This window comes from Cupriavidus sp. CuC1 (assembly GCF_044627735.1).
GTDB classification, from domain to species: Bacteria; Pseudomonadota; Gammaproteobacteria; order Burkholderiales; family Burkholderiaceae; genus Cupriavidus; species Cupriavidus ulmosensis.
The window spans coordinates 1-15592 of sequence record NZ_JBIUHC010000021.1; the positions used below are offsets into that span (position 1 = coordinate 1).

22 protein-coding genes and 1 pseudogene are annotated in these 15592 nt (G+C 65.0%); 17 read left to right on the forward strand and 6 right to left on the reverse strand.

Annotated elements, in window-relative coordinates; all coding sequences use genetic code 11:
- The 6 genes and pseudogenes from ACGLHR_RS11690 to ACGLHR_RS11715 all read right to left on the reverse strand — a co-directional run.
- Positions 1–703: pseudogene (locus ACGLHR_RS11690) on the reverse strand (hypothetical protein); the annotation flags it as partial.
- Complete coding sequence (locus ACGLHR_RS11695; protein WP_400093943.1) at positions 703–924, reverse strand: hypothetical protein; 222 nt, start codon at positions 922–924, stop codon at positions 703–705. The gene ACGLHR_RS11695 and the pseudogene ACGLHR_RS11690, both read right to left, overlap by 1 nt.
- Positions 921–1454, reverse strand: coding sequence for a hypothetical protein (locus ACGLHR_RS11700; RefSeq protein ID WP_400093944.1), 534 nt, complete (start codon positions 1452–1454; stop codon positions 921–923). The genes ACGLHR_RS11695 and ACGLHR_RS11700 overlap by 4 nt, the downstream gene beginning before the upstream one ends.
- 45 nt (positions 1455–1499) lie before the next feature.
- Complete coding sequence (locus ACGLHR_RS11705) at positions 1500–1907, reverse strand: hypothetical protein (protein ID WP_400093946.1); 408 nt, start codon at positions 1905–1907, stop codon at positions 1500–1502.
- 15 nt (positions 1908–1922) lie between these two features.
- Positions 1923–2102: a hypothetical protein gene (locus ACGLHR_RS11710; RefSeq protein WP_400093948.1), complete on the reverse strand. Its 180-nt coding sequence runs from the start codon at positions 2100–2102 to the stop codon at positions 1923–1925.
- Positions 2103–2261: 159 nt separating this feature from the next.
- Positions 2262–2696, reverse strand: coding sequence for a hypothetical protein (locus tag ACGLHR_RS11715; protein ID WP_400093949.1), 435 nt, complete (start codon positions 2694–2696; stop codon positions 2262–2264).
- Positions 2697–2942: 246 nt separating this feature from the next.
- Here ACGLHR_RS11715 and ACGLHR_RS11720 point away from each other — a divergent pair, with 246 nt between their 5' ends.
- The 17 genes from ACGLHR_RS11720 (at position 2943) to ACGLHR_RS11800 (ending at position 15592) form a co-directional block, all read left to right on the forward strand.
- Positions 2943–3194, forward strand: a complete 252-nt coding sequence (locus tag ACGLHR_RS11720; RefSeq protein ID WP_400093951.1) for a hypothetical protein — start codon at positions 2943–2945, stop codon at positions 3192–3194.
- Between the two features lies 1 nt (position 3195).
- A complete protein-coding gene (locus ACGLHR_RS11725) occupies positions 3196–4134 on the forward strand; it encodes a DNA cytosine methyltransferase (protein WP_400093952.1) in 939 nt (312 codons plus the stop codon).
- Between the two features lie 37 nt (positions 4135–4171).
- Positions 4172–6490 (forward strand): phage/plasmid primase, P4 family, encoded by a 2319-nt coding sequence (locus tag ACGLHR_RS11730; protein ID WP_400093954.1) that lies wholly within the window; start codon positions 4172–4174, stop codon positions 6488–6490.
- Positions 6491–6647: 157 nt separating this feature from the next.
- Positions 6648–6890, forward strand: a complete 243-nt coding sequence (locus ACGLHR_RS11735) for a helix-turn-helix domain-containing protein (RefSeq protein WP_400093956.1) — start codon at positions 6648–6650, stop codon at positions 6888–6890.
- A gap of 17 nt (positions 6891–6907) precedes the next feature.
- Complete coding sequence (locus ACGLHR_RS11740) at positions 6908–7474, forward strand: terminase (RefSeq protein WP_400093957.1); 567 nt, start codon at positions 6908–6910, stop codon at positions 7472–7474.
- Complete coding sequence (locus ACGLHR_RS11745) at positions 7455–8978, forward strand: terminase (RefSeq protein WP_400093959.1); 1524 nt, start codon at positions 7455–7457, stop codon at positions 8976–8978. Before ACGLHR_RS11740 ends, ACGLHR_RS11745 begins: the two co-directional genes overlap by 20 nt.
- Before the next feature lie 41 nt (positions 8979–9019).
- Positions 9020–9460: a GNAT family N-acetyltransferase gene (locus tag ACGLHR_RS11750; RefSeq protein ID WP_400093960.1), complete on the forward strand. Its 441-nt coding sequence runs from the start codon at positions 9020–9022 to the stop codon at positions 9458–9460.
- Position 9461: 1 nt separating this feature from the next.
- Positions 9462–9785, forward strand: a complete 324-nt coding sequence (locus ACGLHR_RS11755) for a hypothetical protein (protein ID WP_400093961.1) — start codon at positions 9462–9464, stop codon at positions 9783–9785.
- 3 nt (positions 9786–9788) lie between these two features.
- Positions 9789–11495, forward strand: coding sequence for a portal protein (locus tag ACGLHR_RS11760; RefSeq protein WP_400093962.1), 1707 nt, complete (start codon positions 9789–9791; stop codon positions 11493–11495).
- 2 nt (positions 11496–11497) lie between these two features.
- Entirely contained in the window at positions 11498–11767 is a 270-nt protein-coding gene (locus ACGLHR_RS11765; RefSeq protein ID WP_400093963.1) for a hypothetical protein, read from the forward strand.
- A gap of 1 nt (position 11768) precedes the next feature.
- On the forward strand, positions 11769–12095 hold the full coding sequence (gene gp10 / locus ACGLHR_RS11770; RefSeq protein WP_400093964.1) for a capsid staple protein: 327 nt from the start codon (positions 11769–11771) through the stop codon (positions 12093–12095).
- A 41-nt stretch (positions 12096–12136) separates the two neighbouring features.
- The gene (locus ACGLHR_RS11775; protein ID WP_400093965.1) at positions 12137–12490 is read left to right on the forward strand and encodes an endopeptidase; all 354 of its coding nucleotides are present in this window, start codon (positions 12137–12139) and stop codon (positions 12488–12490) included.
- The gene (locus tag ACGLHR_RS11780) at positions 12441–13112 is read left to right on the forward strand and encodes a protease (protein WP_400093966.1); all 672 of its coding nucleotides are present in this window, start codon (positions 12441–12443) and stop codon (positions 13110–13112) included. The genes ACGLHR_RS11775 and ACGLHR_RS11780 overlap by 50 nt, the downstream gene beginning before the upstream one ends.
- Before the next feature lie 13 nt (positions 13113–13125).
- Positions 13126–14148 (forward strand): major capsid protein, encoded by a 1023-nt coding sequence (locus ACGLHR_RS11785; RefSeq protein WP_400093967.1) that lies wholly within the window; start codon positions 13126–13128, stop codon positions 14146–14148.
- A gap of 13 nt (positions 14149–14161) precedes the next feature.
- The gene (locus ACGLHR_RS11790; RefSeq protein ID WP_400093968.1) at positions 14162–14605 is read left to right on the forward strand and encodes a Bbp16 family capsid cement protein; all 444 of its coding nucleotides are present in this window, start codon (positions 14162–14164) and stop codon (positions 14603–14605) included.
- 11 nt (positions 14606–14616) lie between these two features.
- Positions 14617–14865, forward strand: a complete 249-nt coding sequence (locus tag ACGLHR_RS11795; RefSeq protein WP_400093969.1) for a hypothetical protein — start codon at positions 14617–14619, stop codon at positions 14863–14865.
- A gap of 64 nt (positions 14866–14929) precedes the next feature.
- A complete protein-coding gene (locus ACGLHR_RS11800) occupies positions 14930–15592 on the forward strand; it encodes a hypothetical protein (protein WP_400093971.1) in 663 nt (220 codons plus the stop codon).

Consider the following 15592-nt stretch of genomic DNA (forward strand, 5'->3'; position numbering starts at 1 on the left):
TGCCGCCTTCGCCAGCGGTGGCCGTGCCGTAATTGCCAGCGGTGGCCGTGCCGCCTTCGCCAGCGGTGGCCGTGCCGCCTTCGCCAGCGGTGGCCGTGCCGTAATTGCCAGCGGTGGCCGTGCCGCCTTCGCCAGCGGTGGCCGTGCCGCCTTCGCCAGCGGTGGCCGTGCCGTAATTGCCAGCGGTGGCCGTGCCGCCTTCGCCAGCGGTGGCCGTGCCGTAATTGCCAGCGGTGGCCGTGCCGCCTTTGCCAGCGGTGGCCGTGCCGCCTTCGCCAGCGGTGGCCGTGCCGAGGGAGCCGACCAGAACATTGAGCTTGTCGCCAACCAGGCGAACGGCGCCGATCACGTCAACGTTCGCGGCGCGGGGCTCGTGGGCAAGGATGTAGTCCGCCGCCTCCGACTTGGTGCCGACAAAGCGCACCGTGGCACGCGGGAACTTGCACTTGCCGCCCAGCATGACGATGTCCGCGCTCGGCACTTCGAGTACCAGCCACTTGGAGTTTTCCTCCTGCCAGTAGTTGACGCACGAGTGGTCGCCCTGGCCGTAGAGCCAACCGTGCAGGCCGTTGCCGCACTCCGAGTTGGCTTTCCAGTCCGGGGCTGCGACTTCGCCGCCAACTTCGGGCCATGCGAAGCCGCCGCGGCTGGTCATGTTGTGCCGGCAGACGCGCAGCACGAGGGACGTTTGCTTGTGTTCCATTACAGTTGCCTCCGATGCTTCGCCCGGTTGCGAGCCTTGATGGCGGCGCGCTTGTTCTGAGCGGTGGTGTTGCGGGATGCTGTGCGGCGGCCTTTGCCCTTGCCGCGCGATTCGTATGGGCCGATGGCGCTCATCGCTAGCTGCCGGGCGGAACCCTGTAGGGCCATGGCCGCAGCGATGGCGGCGAACATGGCCCGGGCGCGTGCGAAAGGCGCGCTCATGCCAGCGATTCCTCGGGGCTGATTTCCTTGGCGATCACCTGGTCGATGAAGGCGATGAACTCGGGCCACTGGTCCTTCTTGAGCTCTGTGGCCTTGGCGACGCCGAAGCGCGCGAGCGTGGCGCGGGTGGTGTCGGGCCCCTGGTCGGCAGCGAGACGCAGCACGCGGGCCTTGATGTCCTTGTCATAGTCCAGCGCGGGCGCGTCGGGCTTCTGCTCGCCGGAAGAGCTCGTGGCTGTCGACGCAGACTGTTGCGACGACTGCTGGGTCGAAGCCGAGGCGGAGCCCTGGACGTTTCCCTCGGTGGAAGTCGCCGGTTCGGTTTTGGTCTGCGCCGCTTCCTTCTTGCCGGCCGCCTTCGCGATCACCGCATTGGCGGCTGCAGGCGCGTCGATGCCGGCCAGGTACTGCGCCGCGGCAAGTGCGTCTTCCAGGCTGGCGGCCTGGGTGTTGAAAGTCGCCTCGCTGCCGTCGGTAAAGACGCGGCGGACGTGGACGGCTACCTCTTTGATGCTGGGAACTGCGGACATGGGTGGTTCTCCTGTCGATGGGTCGCCCGCCGCGCGGGCAGGTGGTTAGGCTTCGTCGGTGATTTGGTTCAGTGCGCGGTCGAGCGAGATCGGGACCTTGAGGCCCAGCTCGAAAAGCGATTCGCGGATCTTGCGAACCTGTGCAATGCGGGCGGCACGCTGACCCACCTCGTTGGCGTGGGCGAAAGCGGTGTCGCGCTGTTCCTTGGTAATGGCGCCGATGCGGCACAGGGCCTCGACGGCGAAGACGTAGCGCACGGGCTGTGTAGCAGTGACGTCCTGGTCGAAGTGCACGAAGTTGGAGACGATCTCACCGGTTGAGGTGAGCGCGACGACGTGGCCGTCGGTGTAGCGCACGACCTTGCGGGCGGCGCGTGGCCGGGTCGGCATCGTGCGGATGTTCACTGCAGTGCCGTCCGGGAAGCGGACGCGCCAGGTATGGATGGTTGCCATGACGTGGCTCCTCGCTCAATAGCCGAGGAGGTCGCGGGCCGCGGCCATGGTGGCCGGGATCACGTCCTGCACGACATGGGCGATGCCGTTGCGGCACTCGACGCTGGACACGGTCAACGTGCCATCGCCGTTGTCGACCGTGGCCTGCGGCCGGTCGTGGGTGTCGATCCACCGGATCAAGTTCTGAGTCGTCATCTTCCTGCCCCGTTTGCTAACGTTGTTTTCCGTTCCTGCGTTAGCAATTTAGCAGGTGGCTTTAGCAAAGGTCAAGAAGTATTTTTAGCGTTTGCTAACGGCTCGGGGCGTGAAAAAGCCACCCGAAGGTGGCCTGAGTGGGGCGGGGTGCTGCGAGCGTTACTTTGTGGGCTTTTCGTCCACGTTCAGCAGGGAGATGATCTTGCGCAGGTAGTCCTCGCTGATGGCGCCGCGCGGGCTGGCATTCTCCAGCGCCAGGTTCACGATTGTGGCGAATTTGGCGGGAGAAACCTCTAAACCCGCGTCCTCCAGGAGCGCGCCGACCGAGAGCACCGCATCGGTGACCAGGTTGCTGGCCGGTGGTTCCTGTTGCGGGCCGTTGATGTGGAACGGCACGAACTTCGCGCCCTTACCGGCCTTAGCGCCCATCGCTGGTAGGTGCGCCTTTGGTTCTTCGTGCTCGATATCCATCCAACCCTCGGAAAGCTTTAGCGCTTCCTCGATGGATCGCGCCCGGTCTTCCTTGATCGGCCGGTGGCCACTTGCTAACTGTGAGAGGTAACTCGCGGTCTTTAGACCCAGCAGATTGGCCACACGTGTTGGGCCGCCATGGAGCGTGTATATCCGCTTCAAGTTCTGTCTGCGCTGCTCCTCTATAGGGGAGAGTGGCTTTGCTGGCTTAAGGGCCTCTGTCATGGTCGGTCTGCCGCGTTTCTCGTTCTAGATAGCCCGCAGGGTACTAAAAGCTAACAATTAAAGCAACTGCTAAAAAGCTCTACACCGTGCGATGTACGCGTATGCTAAAGTCTACGTTAGCAAATAACGGACGGAGATTAGCAAATGGATGCTACCCAGGTGGAAACCAACGCACTAAGTGCGGTATTCGATGCAAGGAGGGCCAATCTGCGCCTGCTGGCAAGCAAGCACGAGAGCATTTCTGGCCTCGCTGCTAAGCTGCACATGCGCCACCCTTCGTACCTTTCCCAGCTAATCGGGCCCAACCCGCAGCGCAACGTTAGCGAACGGACAGCACGTGCGTTCGAGACCCGGCTCGGCCTGCCGGCTGGCTGGTTGGATCTGGCGCGGGGGTGAGATGGGAAACGCAGCGATCGCGGAGGCGGTTGACCTGTTCGCCGGGCTCGGGGGTTTTTCCGAGGGGGCGGAGATGGCGGGGATACGGGTCGTATGGGCCGGAAACCATTGGCGCGTTGCCGTCGACACCCATGCGGCAAACCACCCTGGCACACGGCACGCCTGTCAGGACTTGCACCAGGCCAACTGGGCCGAAGTGCCGCGCCACGATATTTTGCTGGCTGCTCCCTGTTGCCAGGGACACAGCAGGGCGCGCGGCAAGGCCGCCAACAACCCGCAGCATGACGCCAGTCGCTCGACGGCATGGGCTGTTGTCTCCGCGCTTGAGTATCACCGCACGCCGGCAGCGGTCATCGAGAACGTGCCCGAATTCCTCGAGTGGGCTTTGTACCCGGCCTGGGCCATGGCGATGAATCAGCTTGGCTACAGCCTCGCGCCGCACATCGTCGATGCTGCCGACCACGGTGTGCCGCAACACCGTCAGCGCATGTTCATCGTGGCGACGCGGAGCAAGCACCCGTTGCAGCTGACGCTGCCGAAGCGCGAGCACGTGCCGGTGTCCTCGATCATCGATTTCAGTGCCGGCAAGTGGTCGCCCGTGGAAAAGCCGAAACGCAGCCCTAAGACGCTCGCGCGCGTGGCCGCCGGCCGCGCTCGGTTCGGCGATCGTTTCATCATGCCGTACTACGGCAAGGGCTCTGGCCTAACAGGCCGCAGCCTTGATCGTCCCGTCGGCACCATCACTACGGTGGACCGCTGGGCCATCGTCGATGGCAACCGTATGCGCATGTTCTCCAAGGACGAGTGCCGAGCGGCCATGTCTTTTCGCGCTACCTACATCCTGCCGCGGCAGCACAAGCTGGCCGTGCACATGCTCGGCAACGCCGTCTGCCCGGTCGTCGGGCGCGACGTACTCGAGGCGCTGCGCGCTGCGGCTTGATTCGAAGGAAAACACATGACAAAGGGCAGGGGTTGATATGGCGGCCGTACTGAAAGAGGCGATGGCCGCGGCGGCCATTCAGGCGCCGGCGGCACTGCGGGCCTGCAAGGGCTGGCTGCTGTGGCGATTCGAACAGTTCGACGACGAGCCCAAGCCGCGCAAGGTGCCGTACTACGCCGGTGGCGGCAAGCGGTTCGGGGTGCAGGGGAACCCGCAGGACCGCGATAATCTGGTCACGTTCGACGTGGCCATGCGCGCGTACCAGTCGGGGCGCTATGACGGCATTGGCCTTGCCATGCTGACGGACTGGGGCATGGTGGCGCTGGACTTCGATGACTGCGTGGCCGGTGGGGTGGTCGATCCGCGCGTTGCCTCAGTGGTGGCGGGCACCTATTGCGAGCTGTCGCCGTCGGGGCGCGGCGTGCGCGCCTTCGTGCATGGCGCGCTCCCGGACAAGAAGTCCCGCGCGCGCGAAGGCTCGTTTGGCTTCGAGACCTTCCACGCGAAGGGCTTCGTCACCATCACCGGCAACGCGCTCGACATCTGCACGCTGGTGGGCGACGAGGACACCGTGGCGCCGCTGTCGCCCGCGGTGACGGCGCTCTATACCGAGCGGTTCGGCGCGGCGCGCCTGGTGGCCGCGGCGCCGGCCGGCGAGACGGAAGCGGATGCGCTCCTGCTCACGCACGCGCCGAAGCTGGGTGCCAAGCAGGAGGACCTGCGCGCGTGGCTCGACGAGATCGACGCCGATTGCGACTATGACACGTGGTCCAAGGCCGGCATGGCGCTTCACCACGAGTCGGACGGAGAGCCGTGGGGCCTAGATATCTGGGATGCCTGGAGCGCCAACGGCTCGAAGTACCCAGGCCACGATGCGCTTGAGAGCAAGTGGGCATCCTTCGGCCGCCAGACCGGTACGCCGGTCACGGCGCGCATGATCCGCCGCGCCGCCGGGGTCGCCGCCAGCAAGGGCGCGCCGATCCTCGATGCCAAAGACGTCATGGGCACCGCGCGCTCCATCATCGATCAGGAATATCAGGGCGACAGCGGCAACACGCTCGTGCGCACGCGCGGCCTGTGGTATGAGCACGCCGGCCCGTGCTATGCCGAGAAGCCCGACGAGTCGGTGCGCGCTTCCATGTGGCGGTTTCTGGACGGTGCGCTGAAGTACGGCAAGCAGGGCGCCGTCGAGGCCTTCAACCCCAGCAAAGGGCAGGTGGATAGCGCACTCGACGCGCTGCGGGCCCAACTGTTGGTGGAGAACGTTGCGCCGCCGTGCTGGTTCCCGGGCTACAGCGGGCCGGATGCTGCGCACACGGTCTCGGTCACCAATGGCTTGCTGCACATCCCGACGCGCCGCCTGCTGCCGCACTCGGTGGGCTTCTTCACCCTCAACACCTTGCCCTATGCCTGGGACGAGCAGGCGCGGTGCGCTGAGTGGCTGGCATTCCTTGACCGGGTGTGGCCTGACGACCAGGAGAGCAAGGACGCGCTGCAGGAGATGTTCGGCTACCTGCTGACGCCGGACACCAGCCAGCAGAAGATGTTCCTGCTGGTGGGCCCCAAGCGCTCGGGCAAGGGCACGATCGGCCGGGTGCTGTCGGCGCTGATCGGGCGCGAGAACGTGGTGAGCCCCACGCTCACCAGCCTTACCACGCAGTTCGGGCTGGAGCCGCTGATTGACAAGCTGGTGGCGCTGATCCCCGATGCGCGGGTGGGTGCTCAGTCCAACACCCAGGCGATCGTCGAGCGCTTGCTTATGGTCTCGGGCGAGGACCGCATCACGGTCGACCGTAAGAACAAAACGGCCTGGTCCGGCACGATGTCGGCCCGCTTCGTCGTGCTGACGAACGAGACGCCCCAGCTGGGGGACGCCAGCGGCGCGCTGGCCGGGCGCTTCATCACCATCGCCATGCAGCGCTCGTTCTTCGGCCAGGAGGATCTCGGGCTCACCGCGCGCCTGCTGGCCGAGCTGCCCGGCATCTTCCAGTGGGCGCTGGAGGGTCGCGCGCGGCTGCAGGCGCGCCGCTTCTTCACGCAACCGGAGAGTGGTCTGGAGCAGGCAGAGGAGCTTGCCGAGCTCTCCAGTCCCGTCTCCGCCTTCGTTAAAGACTATTGCGAATGCGGCTCAGCCTATGAAGTCGAGGCCTCGACGTTGTATGAGGCATGGCGCTCATGGTGCTCAACACAGGGCAGGGACCATGCCGGCACGGCGCAAACCTTCGGGAAAATGCTGCGCGCTGCGAATCCGCAAGTTTCGCATGTACGCCCGCGCGTTGCCGGTGGCGGGCAAATCCGCTGTTATCGCGGAATTAGGCTAAATCCGCTGGTTTCTGCGGATTTGAATTCGTTTTGAGTCTCACTGAGTTCTATTGAGTAATGACTCAACTCGTTACGTATGTATAGAGAAAAGAGGATATGTGTATATAGGCCGTAATGAGTTGAGTCACGGAGCACGCGGCTCACGCGACTCAAACAGCAATCCGCAAAATTTTGCGGGAAAGGAGGTCACCATGGTAAAGCGCATGGTTGCGATTAACGATCAGGGCTTGCGGATCGGTGAGGACCACCAGAATGCGAAGCTCACCGACAGCGACGTGGAGCGTATCCGCCAGCTTCACGGGGAGGGGCTGAGCTACCGGACCCTGGCCGACAAGTTCGAGGTGAGCAAGTCGCTGATTGCGCTCATCTGCCGATGGGAGCGTCGGGCACAGACCGCGAAGAACTGGAGGGCCGTGCACGTACCGGAAAGTTGATCCGATCCAATGGTGGCATGAAACTGACACCGGAAAAGCTCACTGCCTTCTGCGCCGCCCTCGCCGAGACCTGCCAGGTCGGCAAGGCGTGCAAGGCCGTCGGCATTTCGCGGCAGACTGCGTACCACTGGCGCGATGAGATGCCCGACTTCGCCGCCGCCTGGGACCGCGCCATGCGCATCGGCGTGACTGCCCTGGAGGACGAGGCCCACCGGCGCGCCTTCGAGGGCATCGACAAACCGCTGACGCACCAGGGGCAGTTCACCTACCTGTACCGCAAGGCCAAGGACGCGGACGGCAATCCGCTCCTCGACGAGCAGGGCAACCCGATGATGGAGCCCGTGCTCGACGAGCAGGGCAACCACAAAGTGGCCGCGGTGCGCGACTACAGCGACACGCTCGCCATCTTCCTGCTCAAGGCCCACGATCCCGAGAAGTACCGCGAGAACAGCAAGGTGGAGCTGTCCGGCAGCCTGGCCCTGACCGAGATGACCGACGAAGAGATCCGCGCGGAGATCGCGGCCCTGGCTGCCACCGGCGTGGTGCTGCCGGGCGCGCCAACCGATGGCAGCGAGTTCGTCTGAGCATCGCGCGCGCCTCGAGCGCGCATTGCTGCTAGCGCGCGAGCTCAAGCGGCGCCATCCGTGGTCCCCGCTCCCCGGCCCGCAATCTCTGGCCTACACTTCCCAGGCCAAGATCATCGGCTACGGGGGTGCGGCCGGCGGCGGCAAGACCGACCTGGCATGCGGCAAGGCGCTGACCCGGCATCGCAAGGTCATGATGCTGCGCCGCGTGGGTACCGAGTTGACCGGCATCGAGGATCGGCTCGAGGAGCTGATCAGCAACAAGCTGGGCTACAACGGGCAAAAAAAGATCTGGCGCACCCAGCGCCCCGACGGCAAGCCCTTGCAGATCGAGTTCGCCAGCCTGCCCAACGCGGGCGACGAGAAGGGCTACCAGGGACGCCCTCATGACCTGCTCGTGTTCGACGAGGCGGCCAACTTCCTTGAGGGCCAGGTGCGATTCCTGCTCGGCTGGCTGCGATCCGTAGATCCAAACCAGCACTGCCAGGCGCTGCTCACGTTCAACCCGCCCACGTCGGCGGAAGGGCGCTGGATCATCACCTTCTTTGCTCCCTGGCTGGACCCCAAGCACCCATGCCCGGCCGAGCCCGGCGAACTGCGCTGGTTTGCCATGATCGACGGTACCGAGATCGAGGTCCCGGATAGCACGCCGTTCATGCGCAATGGGGAGTTGATCACCCCCGAATCGCGGACCTTCATCCCCTCCCGCGTCGCGGACAACCCTTTCCTGATGGGGACTGGCTACATGGCTACCCTGCAAGCCCTGCCCGAGCCGCTGCGCTCGCAAATGCTCTATGGCGACTTCATGGCGGGCGTGAAGGACGACGCCATGCAGGTCATCCCCACAGCCTGGGTGGAGGCGGCGCAGGCGCGCTGGAAGCGGCACGATGCGAAGCCAGGCCGCATGGACTCCCTCGGGGTCGACGTGGCCCGCGGCGGCGAGGATCAGACCGTCATCTCGCGACGCCACGGCATGTGGTTCGACGAGCTGATTGCCTACCCCGGCACGCAGACCCCCGATGGCCCGACCGTCGCAGGGCTGACCATCGCGGCGCTGCGCGATCGGGCGCCCATCCACATCGACGTGATCGGCGTCGGCGCCTCGCCGTACGACTTCCTGAACCAGGCCGGCCAGCACGTGCTGGGCATCAACGTGGCGGAGGGCTCCACGGCTACCGACAAGTCCGGCCGGCTCACCTTCGCCAACCAGCGCAGCCAGTACTGGTGGAAGATGCGCGAGGCGTTGGACCCCGCCAATGCCACCGGCATCGCGCTGCCGCCTGATCAGCGGCTACTGGCGGATCTCAGCGCGCCGCGCTGGCGCCTGCAGGGCAGGACCGTCCAGGTCGAGAGCCGCGACGAGATCATCAAGCGCATCCAGCGCAGCCCGGACTACGCCAGCGCAGCCATCCTCGCGCTGATCGACACACCACACCTCGCCGACGTCCGCGCGCTCCAGGGCGGACGCAACAAGGAATACGACCCCTACGCCGCCAACCGTTGAGCGGTGCACTTACCTGGGCGGGCGCCGCATAGATTCGCGGCATGACGCGCATAGCCATCGTGAACCCCGCTGAGTGGATCCCCCGTATCGGGGATCTGCTCGCCGCTAATTGGGCCGAGACCGGTTTCGACTTCCCATTCGCGCCTGATGTCGAGGGCTACGGGCGGGCATTCGACGCCGGCCTGGTGTTCGCCGTGGCCGCGCTGGATGGCGAGTCGGTGGTCGGCTACTGCACGGTGGTGGTGACGCCGCACCCGCACAACCCCGCCGTGCTGATCGCCGGCAACGATGCGCTGTTCGTCGATCCCGCTTACCGCAACGGCCTGACCACTGGTCGGTTGCTCAAGGCAGTGGAAGCCGAGGCCAAGGCGCGCGGCGCGGTGCGGATGCTGTGGCATTGCCGGGCCGGCACGCCGCTGGCCGACATGCTGACTCGGCACGGCTATGCGCCTGTGGACATTGTTGTGATGAAGGAGCTTTGACATGGGCATCGAGATTGGAACCGCGCTGTGGGCCGCCGCCGCAGCATCGGCTGCAGGCGCAGCGGTGAGCTACGTCAACGGCCAGGCACAAGCAGGCGCGCAGAAGGATGCCGCTCAACAGGCCAAAGACGCAGCAACCGCGCAGGCCAACCAGGCTGACCAGGCCAACAACCGCGCCAACGCCAAGAGCCCGGACATCAACGCCATGCTCAGCGCGAACCAGCAGGCGGCCAAGGGCGGGGCATCCGGCACCATGCTGACCGGCACAACCGGCGTGGACCCGACCCAGCTGCAGCTCGGCAAGAACACCTTGCTGGGCTCCTGATCGATGAGCGACTACACCGGCGACAACCAGTCGAACGCGATGGCTCCCCCGCGGGACAAGATTTACACACGCTGGGGCCAGCTCAAGAGCGAGCGCGCCAGCTGGTGGGCCCACTGGAAGGAGATCAGCGACTACATGCTGCCCCGCAGCGGGCGCTTCTTCGTCCAGGATCGGAACCGCGGCGATCGCCGGCACAACAACATCTACGACTCGACGGGTACTCGCGCACTGCGCGTGCTTGCCGCCGGCATGATGGCGGGCATGACCAGCCCGGCCCGCCCGTGGTTCAAGCTGACCACGTCCGACAGGGAACTGGCGAAGTACGGCCCGGTCAAGATTTGGCTGAACGAGGTGACCGCGCTGATGCGCAGCGTGTTCGAGCGCTCGAACACCTACCGCGCGCTGCACTCGATGTACGAGGAACTGGGCGCGTTCGGCACGGGGTCGTCTATCGTCCTGCCGAACTACAAGAACGTCATCCACCATTACCCGCTCACCACGGGCGAGTACTGCATCGCCACCGACCACGAAGGCCAGGTCTCGACGCTCTACCGCGAACTGCAGAAGACGGTGTCCAACCTGGTCGGCGAGTTCGGGCTGAACAACTGCTCGACCACGGTCAAGAGCCTGTACCAGCGAGGCAGCCTCGACCAGTGGGTGACGATCATCCACGCCATCGAGCCGCGCTCGGACCGCGATCCGACCAAACGCGACGCGAAGAACATGGCCTGGAGTTCGACCTATTTCGAGGTCGGCGCGGAGCGGAACCAGTACCTGCGCGAATCCGGCTTCAAGGAGTTCCCCTCGCTGTGCCCGCGCTGGGCGACAGCCGGCGGCGACATCTATGGCAACAGCCCTGGCATGGAAGCGCTGGGCGACGTCAAGCAGCTGCAGCACGAGCAGCTGCGCAAGGCGCAGGGCATCGACTACAAGACGAAGCCGCCGCTCCAGGTGCCGACCAGCATGAAGGGACGGGACGTCGAAACGCTGCCGGGCGGCATCTCATTCGTCGATGCGGCCAACCCGCACGGTGGGATCAAGACCGCATTCGAGGTCAACATCGACCTGCAGCACCTGCTGCTGGACATCCAGGACGTGCGCCAGCGCATCAACAGCACGTTCTACGTCGACATGTTCCTGATGCTGGCCAACAGCGTCGATCAGCGCATCACGGCGACGGAAGTGGCAGAGCGTCACGAGGAAAAACTGTTGATGCTCGGCCCCGTGCTGGAACGCTTGCAGAACGAACTGCTGGGCCCGCTGGTGGAAATGGCCTTTGCACGCATCGTCGAGGCCGGCATCGTGCCGCCGCCGCCCGAGGAGCTGCAGGGCCAAGACCTGAACATCGAGTATGTGTCCCTGCTGGCACAGGCACAGCGCGCGGTAGGCACCAACAGCGTAGACCGCTTCGTCGGCAACCTGGGCGCGGTGGCGCAGTACAAGCCCGACGTTCTCGACAAGTTCGACAGTGACAAGTGGGCCGACGTGTACAGCGACATGCTGGGCGTGGATCCCGAACTGATCGTGGCCGACGACAAGGTGGCGCTCATTCGGCAACAGCGCGCGCAGGCGCAGCAGGCCGCTCAGCAGGCAGCGATGGCGAATCAGACGGCCGACACCGCGCAGAAGCTGGGCAACACCCCAACCACGGGCGGCAACGCCGCCAGCGACATCATGCAGATGTTCACCGGATACACGACAGGAGCCTAACCATGATTACCCCCAACGTTGGCCGCATCGTCCACTTTTATAGTCGCGCACACGTCGAACCCGAGGCCGCCATCGTCACGTACGTGCGGGGCGACCGCATGGTCAACCTGACTGTGTTTGACCGCAACGGCGATTCGCGTGCGGCCACGTCGGTGACGCTGGTGCAGGACGGCGATCCGACGCCGACCAATCACTACGCCGAGTGGATGCCGTATCAGAAGGGCCAGGCCGCAAAGACCGAAGCACTAGAAGCCAAGTTGCAAGGAGCCTGACATGGCGCTCACCAGCATGAAGCGGGACGCCGACGAGGCGTACGAGGTCTGCTACGACTCCAGCAAGTACGGATGGGGCCTGCAGATCAGCCTGGACTCGGACCAGGTCGAGAAGCTTGGCATCACCAAGGCGATGCGCGCCGGGCAGCAGGTCAGCGTGCGGGCGCTCGCCGTCGTCGTGTCCGTCACCGAGAGCTTGGAGTCGGACGGCGACAGCACGGGGCCGGACATCTCGCTGTGCCTGCAGATCACGGACCTCGATCTCACGCCCCAGGGCACGGCCAACGCCGCAAAGGCAGCGTCGATGCTGTACGGCGACGGCGAGTGAGCGGTGCACTTACCTCGTTTGCCTGCCGATAGATTGCTGCCATGAGCAATTACGACCCGCTGGATACCCGCAGCCAGGACCGCGCCAAGGCCGATAGCGACCTCCGCGCCAAGCTGGTTCGCGAAACCGAAGAGGCGGATCTCCGATGGCTCATGGGCAGCAAGCGCGGGCGCCGGATCGTATGGCGCTCCCTGGATAGGGCGGGCGTGTTCCGCCTCTCGTTCAACACCAACGCGATGCAGATGGCTTTCGCCGAGGGGAACCGCAACGAGGGGCTTCGCATGCTGGCGCAGATCCACGCGCTTTGTCCGGAGCTCTACCCGGTGATGGTCAAGGAACAGACAAATGTCAACCGAAACGCTGATGACGGAAACAACGGCCACAACGACCACTGAAGGCCAGCCTGCATCGGAAACGACCGGCACGCCCGCTACTGCTGCGGAGCAACCCGGTCAACAGCAGCAAGCGACCGAGGGGCAGACCACCGAGACGGCAAAGCCTGCCGGTGAGGGCGGCGAGTCGACGAGCGAGCAGGCGAAGCCCCAGGGCGCGCCGGAGAAGTACGAATTCAAGGCCGCCGAAGGGCAGCCGCAGTTCGACACCCAGGTGATCGAACAGTTCTCGGAAGTCGCTCGCGAATTGAACCTGCCCCAGGACGCTGCGCAGAAGGTGCTCGACAAGATGGCCCCGGTATTGGCCGCTCGTCAAGCCGACGCGCTGGAAGCCGCTCGCACACAGTGGGCGGAGACCGCGAAGGTCGACAAGGAATTCGGGGGCGACAAGCTCAACGAAAACTTGGCCGTCGCCAAGAAAGCGCTCGACCAGTTCGGCACGCCGGAACTGCGCACGCTGCTGAATGAGTCCGGCTTGGGCAACCACCCCGAAGTGCTGCGGGTGTTTTACCGGGCCGGTAAGGCAATCAGTGAGGACCGTTTTGTCCCCGGCGGCGCCGGCGGCAAAGGTCAGCAAGGCCAGCGCGATCTCGCGTCGGCCCTGTACCCCTCTCAGCAATCGTAAAGGAGCCTAAAACATGGCAACGCTTTCCACCACCGCGCTGACCCTTGCCGATTGGGCGAAGCGTATCGACCCCGATGGCCGCGTTCCGGTCGTCGCGGAACTGCTCTCGCAGTCGAACGAGATCCTGGAAGACGCGATGTTCGTCGAGGGCAACCTGCCCACCGGCCACCGCGTCACCATCCGCACCGGTCTGCCCCCGGTCTACTGGCGCTCGCTGAACCAAGGCGTGCCGCGCAGCAAGTCGATCACGGCCCAGGTGGATGAATCCGTCGGCATGCTGGAAGCCTACTCCGCGGTGGACGTGGACCTGGCCATGCTGAACGGCAATACCGCGCAGTTCCGCCTGTCGGAGGATTCCGCCTTCCTGGAGTCGATGAATCAGACCCAGGCACAGACCATGTTCTACGGCAACCCGGTCACCGACAACCGCCAGTACCTCGGCCTGGCGCCGCGCTTCGGCACGATCTCGGGCGCCGGTAATGCCCAGAACATCATCGATGCCGGCGGCACCGCATCAAACAACACCTCGATCTATCTCGTGGTGTGGGGCGACCAGACTGTGTTCTGCACGTTCCCGAAGGGCTCGAAGGCCGGCTTGCTGCACGAAGACCAAGGCCAGCTCACCGTGTACGACGCGAACAACAACCCCTACCAGGCGCTGCAGACCCGCTACCAGTGGAAGAACGGTCTGGTGGTGAAGGACTGGCGCTATGTGGTGCGCATCGCCAACATCAACACCACCGACCTGCTCGGCCAGTCCGGCACCCAGGCAGCCACCGCAGCCACCGCGATCATCAACCTGATGGCCCGCGCGATGGACCGCATCCCGAACTTCGGCATGGGCCGCGCTGCGTTCTACATGAACCGCACCGTCGCCTCGCTGATGCGCGTGGCTGCACTGAACAAGTCGAACGCGGCTCTCTCGATCGAGAAGTCGCTGTCGCAGTTCGGCACGCCGCAAGCATGGACCGGGTTCCTCGGCGTCCCCCTGCGTCGCGTCGACCAGATCTTGAACACCGAAGCCCGCGTGGTCTAAGGAGAACCCAACCATGTACCAAGACGCTTTCCTCCAGTTCAGCGCCGCGCAAGCGGTCACGGCCGCCGCGGCTTCCACCAACGTCATCGACTGGGGCACTGCTCGCGACATGGGCACCGGTGACAACCTCGAGATCGACATCCGCGTCAACGTTGCCGCTGCGGCGGCCGGCGCGGCCACGGTGCAGTTCCAGTACCAGACGGCAGACGATGCGGGCTTCACGACCAACGTGCAAACCGTGGTGCAGACCGATGCGATCCCAAAGGCGTCGCTGGTAGCTGGCGCCACCATCCCGTTGCACGTCGACCGCTCGGCCCCGTATGCCGCACGCCGCTATGGCCGCCTGAACTACAACGTGGGCACCGGCCCGCTGACCGCCGGCACTTTCACGGCTGGCATCGTCAAGACGCTGCAGGATCCGCAAACCAGCTACGCGAGCGGCTTCGCCGTTCTGTAAGGAGCAACACCATGCCCCGTTACCGCATCAACGCACTCTCCTTCATCGACAACAAGCTTGTACAGGAGGGCGAGGAGATCGACACCGACGCCACGCCGAGCGCGCACTGGGAGCCCCTGGATAAGGCCGGCGATAAGGCTCGCGTTGCCGCTGAAGCTGCCGAAGCTGAGCGTGTTGCAGGACTCCAGCAGCAAGCCAATGCGGTGCAAGCCGCAGCGCAGGTCCTCGCAGCCGCAGGCGTGGCCGACTCACTGGCATAACGCTCCGTCCTTGTCGTATGCCAATTCGGGGGCCGCGTGCCCCCGTTACTTTTAGGGGAGTCACATGGCGAGCGAAGTCGACATCGCAAACCTGGCGCTCGGCCACCTTGGCGATAACGCTGTCGTGGCCAGCCTCAACCCGCCGGATGGCTCGGCGCAGGCTGACCACTGCGCAAGGTTTTACCCGATCGCGCGCGACTCCCTGCTGGAGATGCACAACTGGGGCTTTGCGACCAAGCGCATCAAGCTGGCGCTGCTGAGTTCGGCATGGCCCGAATGGACATATGCCTACGCCCAGCCGAACGACGCGCTGAATCTCCTTGCCGTGCTGCCGCCGGACGCCACCGACGACTACAACATGGTGCCCGGCTACCAGACGAACAACGTGCCCGTCACCCTTGGTACCGGCTACGTGCCGCAACCCTATTCGGCAGAGGCCGACGACTCGGGCAACAACATTATCTACACCGACCAGGTGAGCGCGGTGCTGCGATACACGGCGCGCGTCACGGACGTGACCAAGTTCCCCCCGCTGTTCATCATGGCGCTGGCGTGGCATCTGGCGTCGATGCTGGCAGGCCCGATCATCAAGGGCGACGCAGGCGCGGCAGAAGCCAAGCGCTGCGCAGCCATGATGCAGGCGTGGCTTAGCAAGGCAGTGGAGTCGGACGCCAATCAGCGGCGCATCGCGCCGGCCCATACCGTCGGCTGGATCTCGGGGCGCTGA

What these genes read in the sequence shown, in the direction of transcription:
- ACGLHR_RS11695 (WP_400093943.1), bottom strand. Translation starts at nt 924, where the DNA reads ATGAGCGCGCCTTTCGCACGCGCCCGGGCCATGTTCGCCGCCATCGCT.
- ACGLHR_RS11700 (WP_400093944.1), bottom strand. Translation starts at nt 1,454, where the DNA reads ATGTCCGCAGTTCCCAGCATCAAAGAGGTAGCCGTCCACGTCCGCCGC.
- ACGLHR_RS11705 (WP_400093946.1), bottom strand. Translation starts at nt 1,907, where the DNA reads ATGGCAACCATCCATACCTGGCGCGTCCGCTTCCCGGACGGCACTGCA.
- ACGLHR_RS11710 (WP_400093948.1), bottom strand. Translation starts at nt 2,102, where the DNA reads ATGACGACTCAGAACTTGATCCGGTGGATCGACACCCACGACCGGCCG.
- ACGLHR_RS11720 (WP_400093951.1), top strand. Translation starts at nt 2,943, where the DNA reads ATGGATGCTACCCAGGTGGAAACCAACGCACTAAGTGCGGTATTCGAT.
- ACGLHR_RS11725 (WP_400093952.1), top strand. Translation starts at nt 3,196, where the DNA reads ATGGGAAACGCAGCGATCGCGGAGGCGGTTGACCTGTTCGCCGGGCTC.
- ACGLHR_RS11730 (WP_400093954.1), top strand. Translation starts at nt 4,172, where the DNA reads ATGGCGGCCGTACTGAAAGAGGCGATGGCCGCGGCGGCCATTCAGGCG.
- ACGLHR_RS11735 (WP_400093956.1), top strand. Translation starts at nt 6,648, where the DNA reads ATGGTAAAGCGCATGGTTGCGATTAACGATCAGGGCTTGCGGATCGGT.
- ACGLHR_RS11740 (WP_400093957.1), top strand. Translation starts at nt 6,908, where the DNA reads ATGAAACTGACACCGGAAAAGCTCACTGCCTTCTGCGCCGCCCTCGCC.
- ACGLHR_RS11745 (WP_400093959.1), top strand. Translation starts at nt 7,455, where the DNA reads ATGGCAGCGAGTTCGTCTGAGCATCGCGCGCGCCTCGAGCGCGCATTG.
- ACGLHR_RS11750 (WP_400093960.1), top strand. Translation starts at nt 9,020, where the DNA reads ATGACGCGCATAGCCATCGTGAACCCCGCTGAGTGGATCCCCCGTATC.
- ACGLHR_RS11755 (WP_400093961.1), top strand. Translation starts at nt 9,462, where the DNA reads ATGGGCATCGAGATTGGAACCGCGCTGTGGGCCGCCGCCGCAGCATCG.
- ACGLHR_RS11760 (WP_400093962.1), top strand. Translation starts at nt 9,789, where the DNA reads ATGAGCGACTACACCGGCGACAACCAGTCGAACGCGATGGCTCCCCCG.
- ACGLHR_RS11765 (WP_400093963.1), top strand. Translation starts at nt 11,498, where the DNA reads ATGATTACCCCCAACGTTGGCCGCATCGTCCACTTTTATAGTCGCGCA.
- gp10 (WP_400093964.1), top strand. Translation starts at nt 11,769, where the DNA reads ATGGCGCTCACCAGCATGAAGCGGGACGCCGACGAGGCGTACGAGGTC.
- ACGLHR_RS11775 (WP_400093965.1), top strand. Translation starts at nt 12,137, where the DNA reads ATGAGCAATTACGACCCGCTGGATACCCGCAGCCAGGACCGCGCCAAG.
- ACGLHR_RS11780 (WP_400093966.1), top strand. Translation starts at nt 12,441, where the DNA reads ATGTCAACCGAAACGCTGATGACGGAAACAACGGCCACAACGACCACT.
- ACGLHR_RS11785 (WP_400093967.1), top strand. Translation starts at nt 13,126, where the DNA reads ATGGCAACGCTTTCCACCACCGCGCTGACCCTTGCCGATTGGGCGAAG.
- ACGLHR_RS11790 (WP_400093968.1), top strand. Translation starts at nt 14,162, where the DNA reads ATGTACCAAGACGCTTTCCTCCAGTTCAGCGCCGCGCAAGCGGTCACG.
- ACGLHR_RS11795 (WP_400093969.1), top strand. Translation starts at nt 14,617, where the DNA reads ATGCCCCGTTACCGCATCAACGCACTCTCCTTCATCGACAACAAGCTT.
- ACGLHR_RS11800 (WP_400093971.1), top strand. Translation starts at nt 14,930, where the DNA reads ATGGCGAGCGAAGTCGACATCGCAAACCTGGCGCTCGGCCACCTTGGC.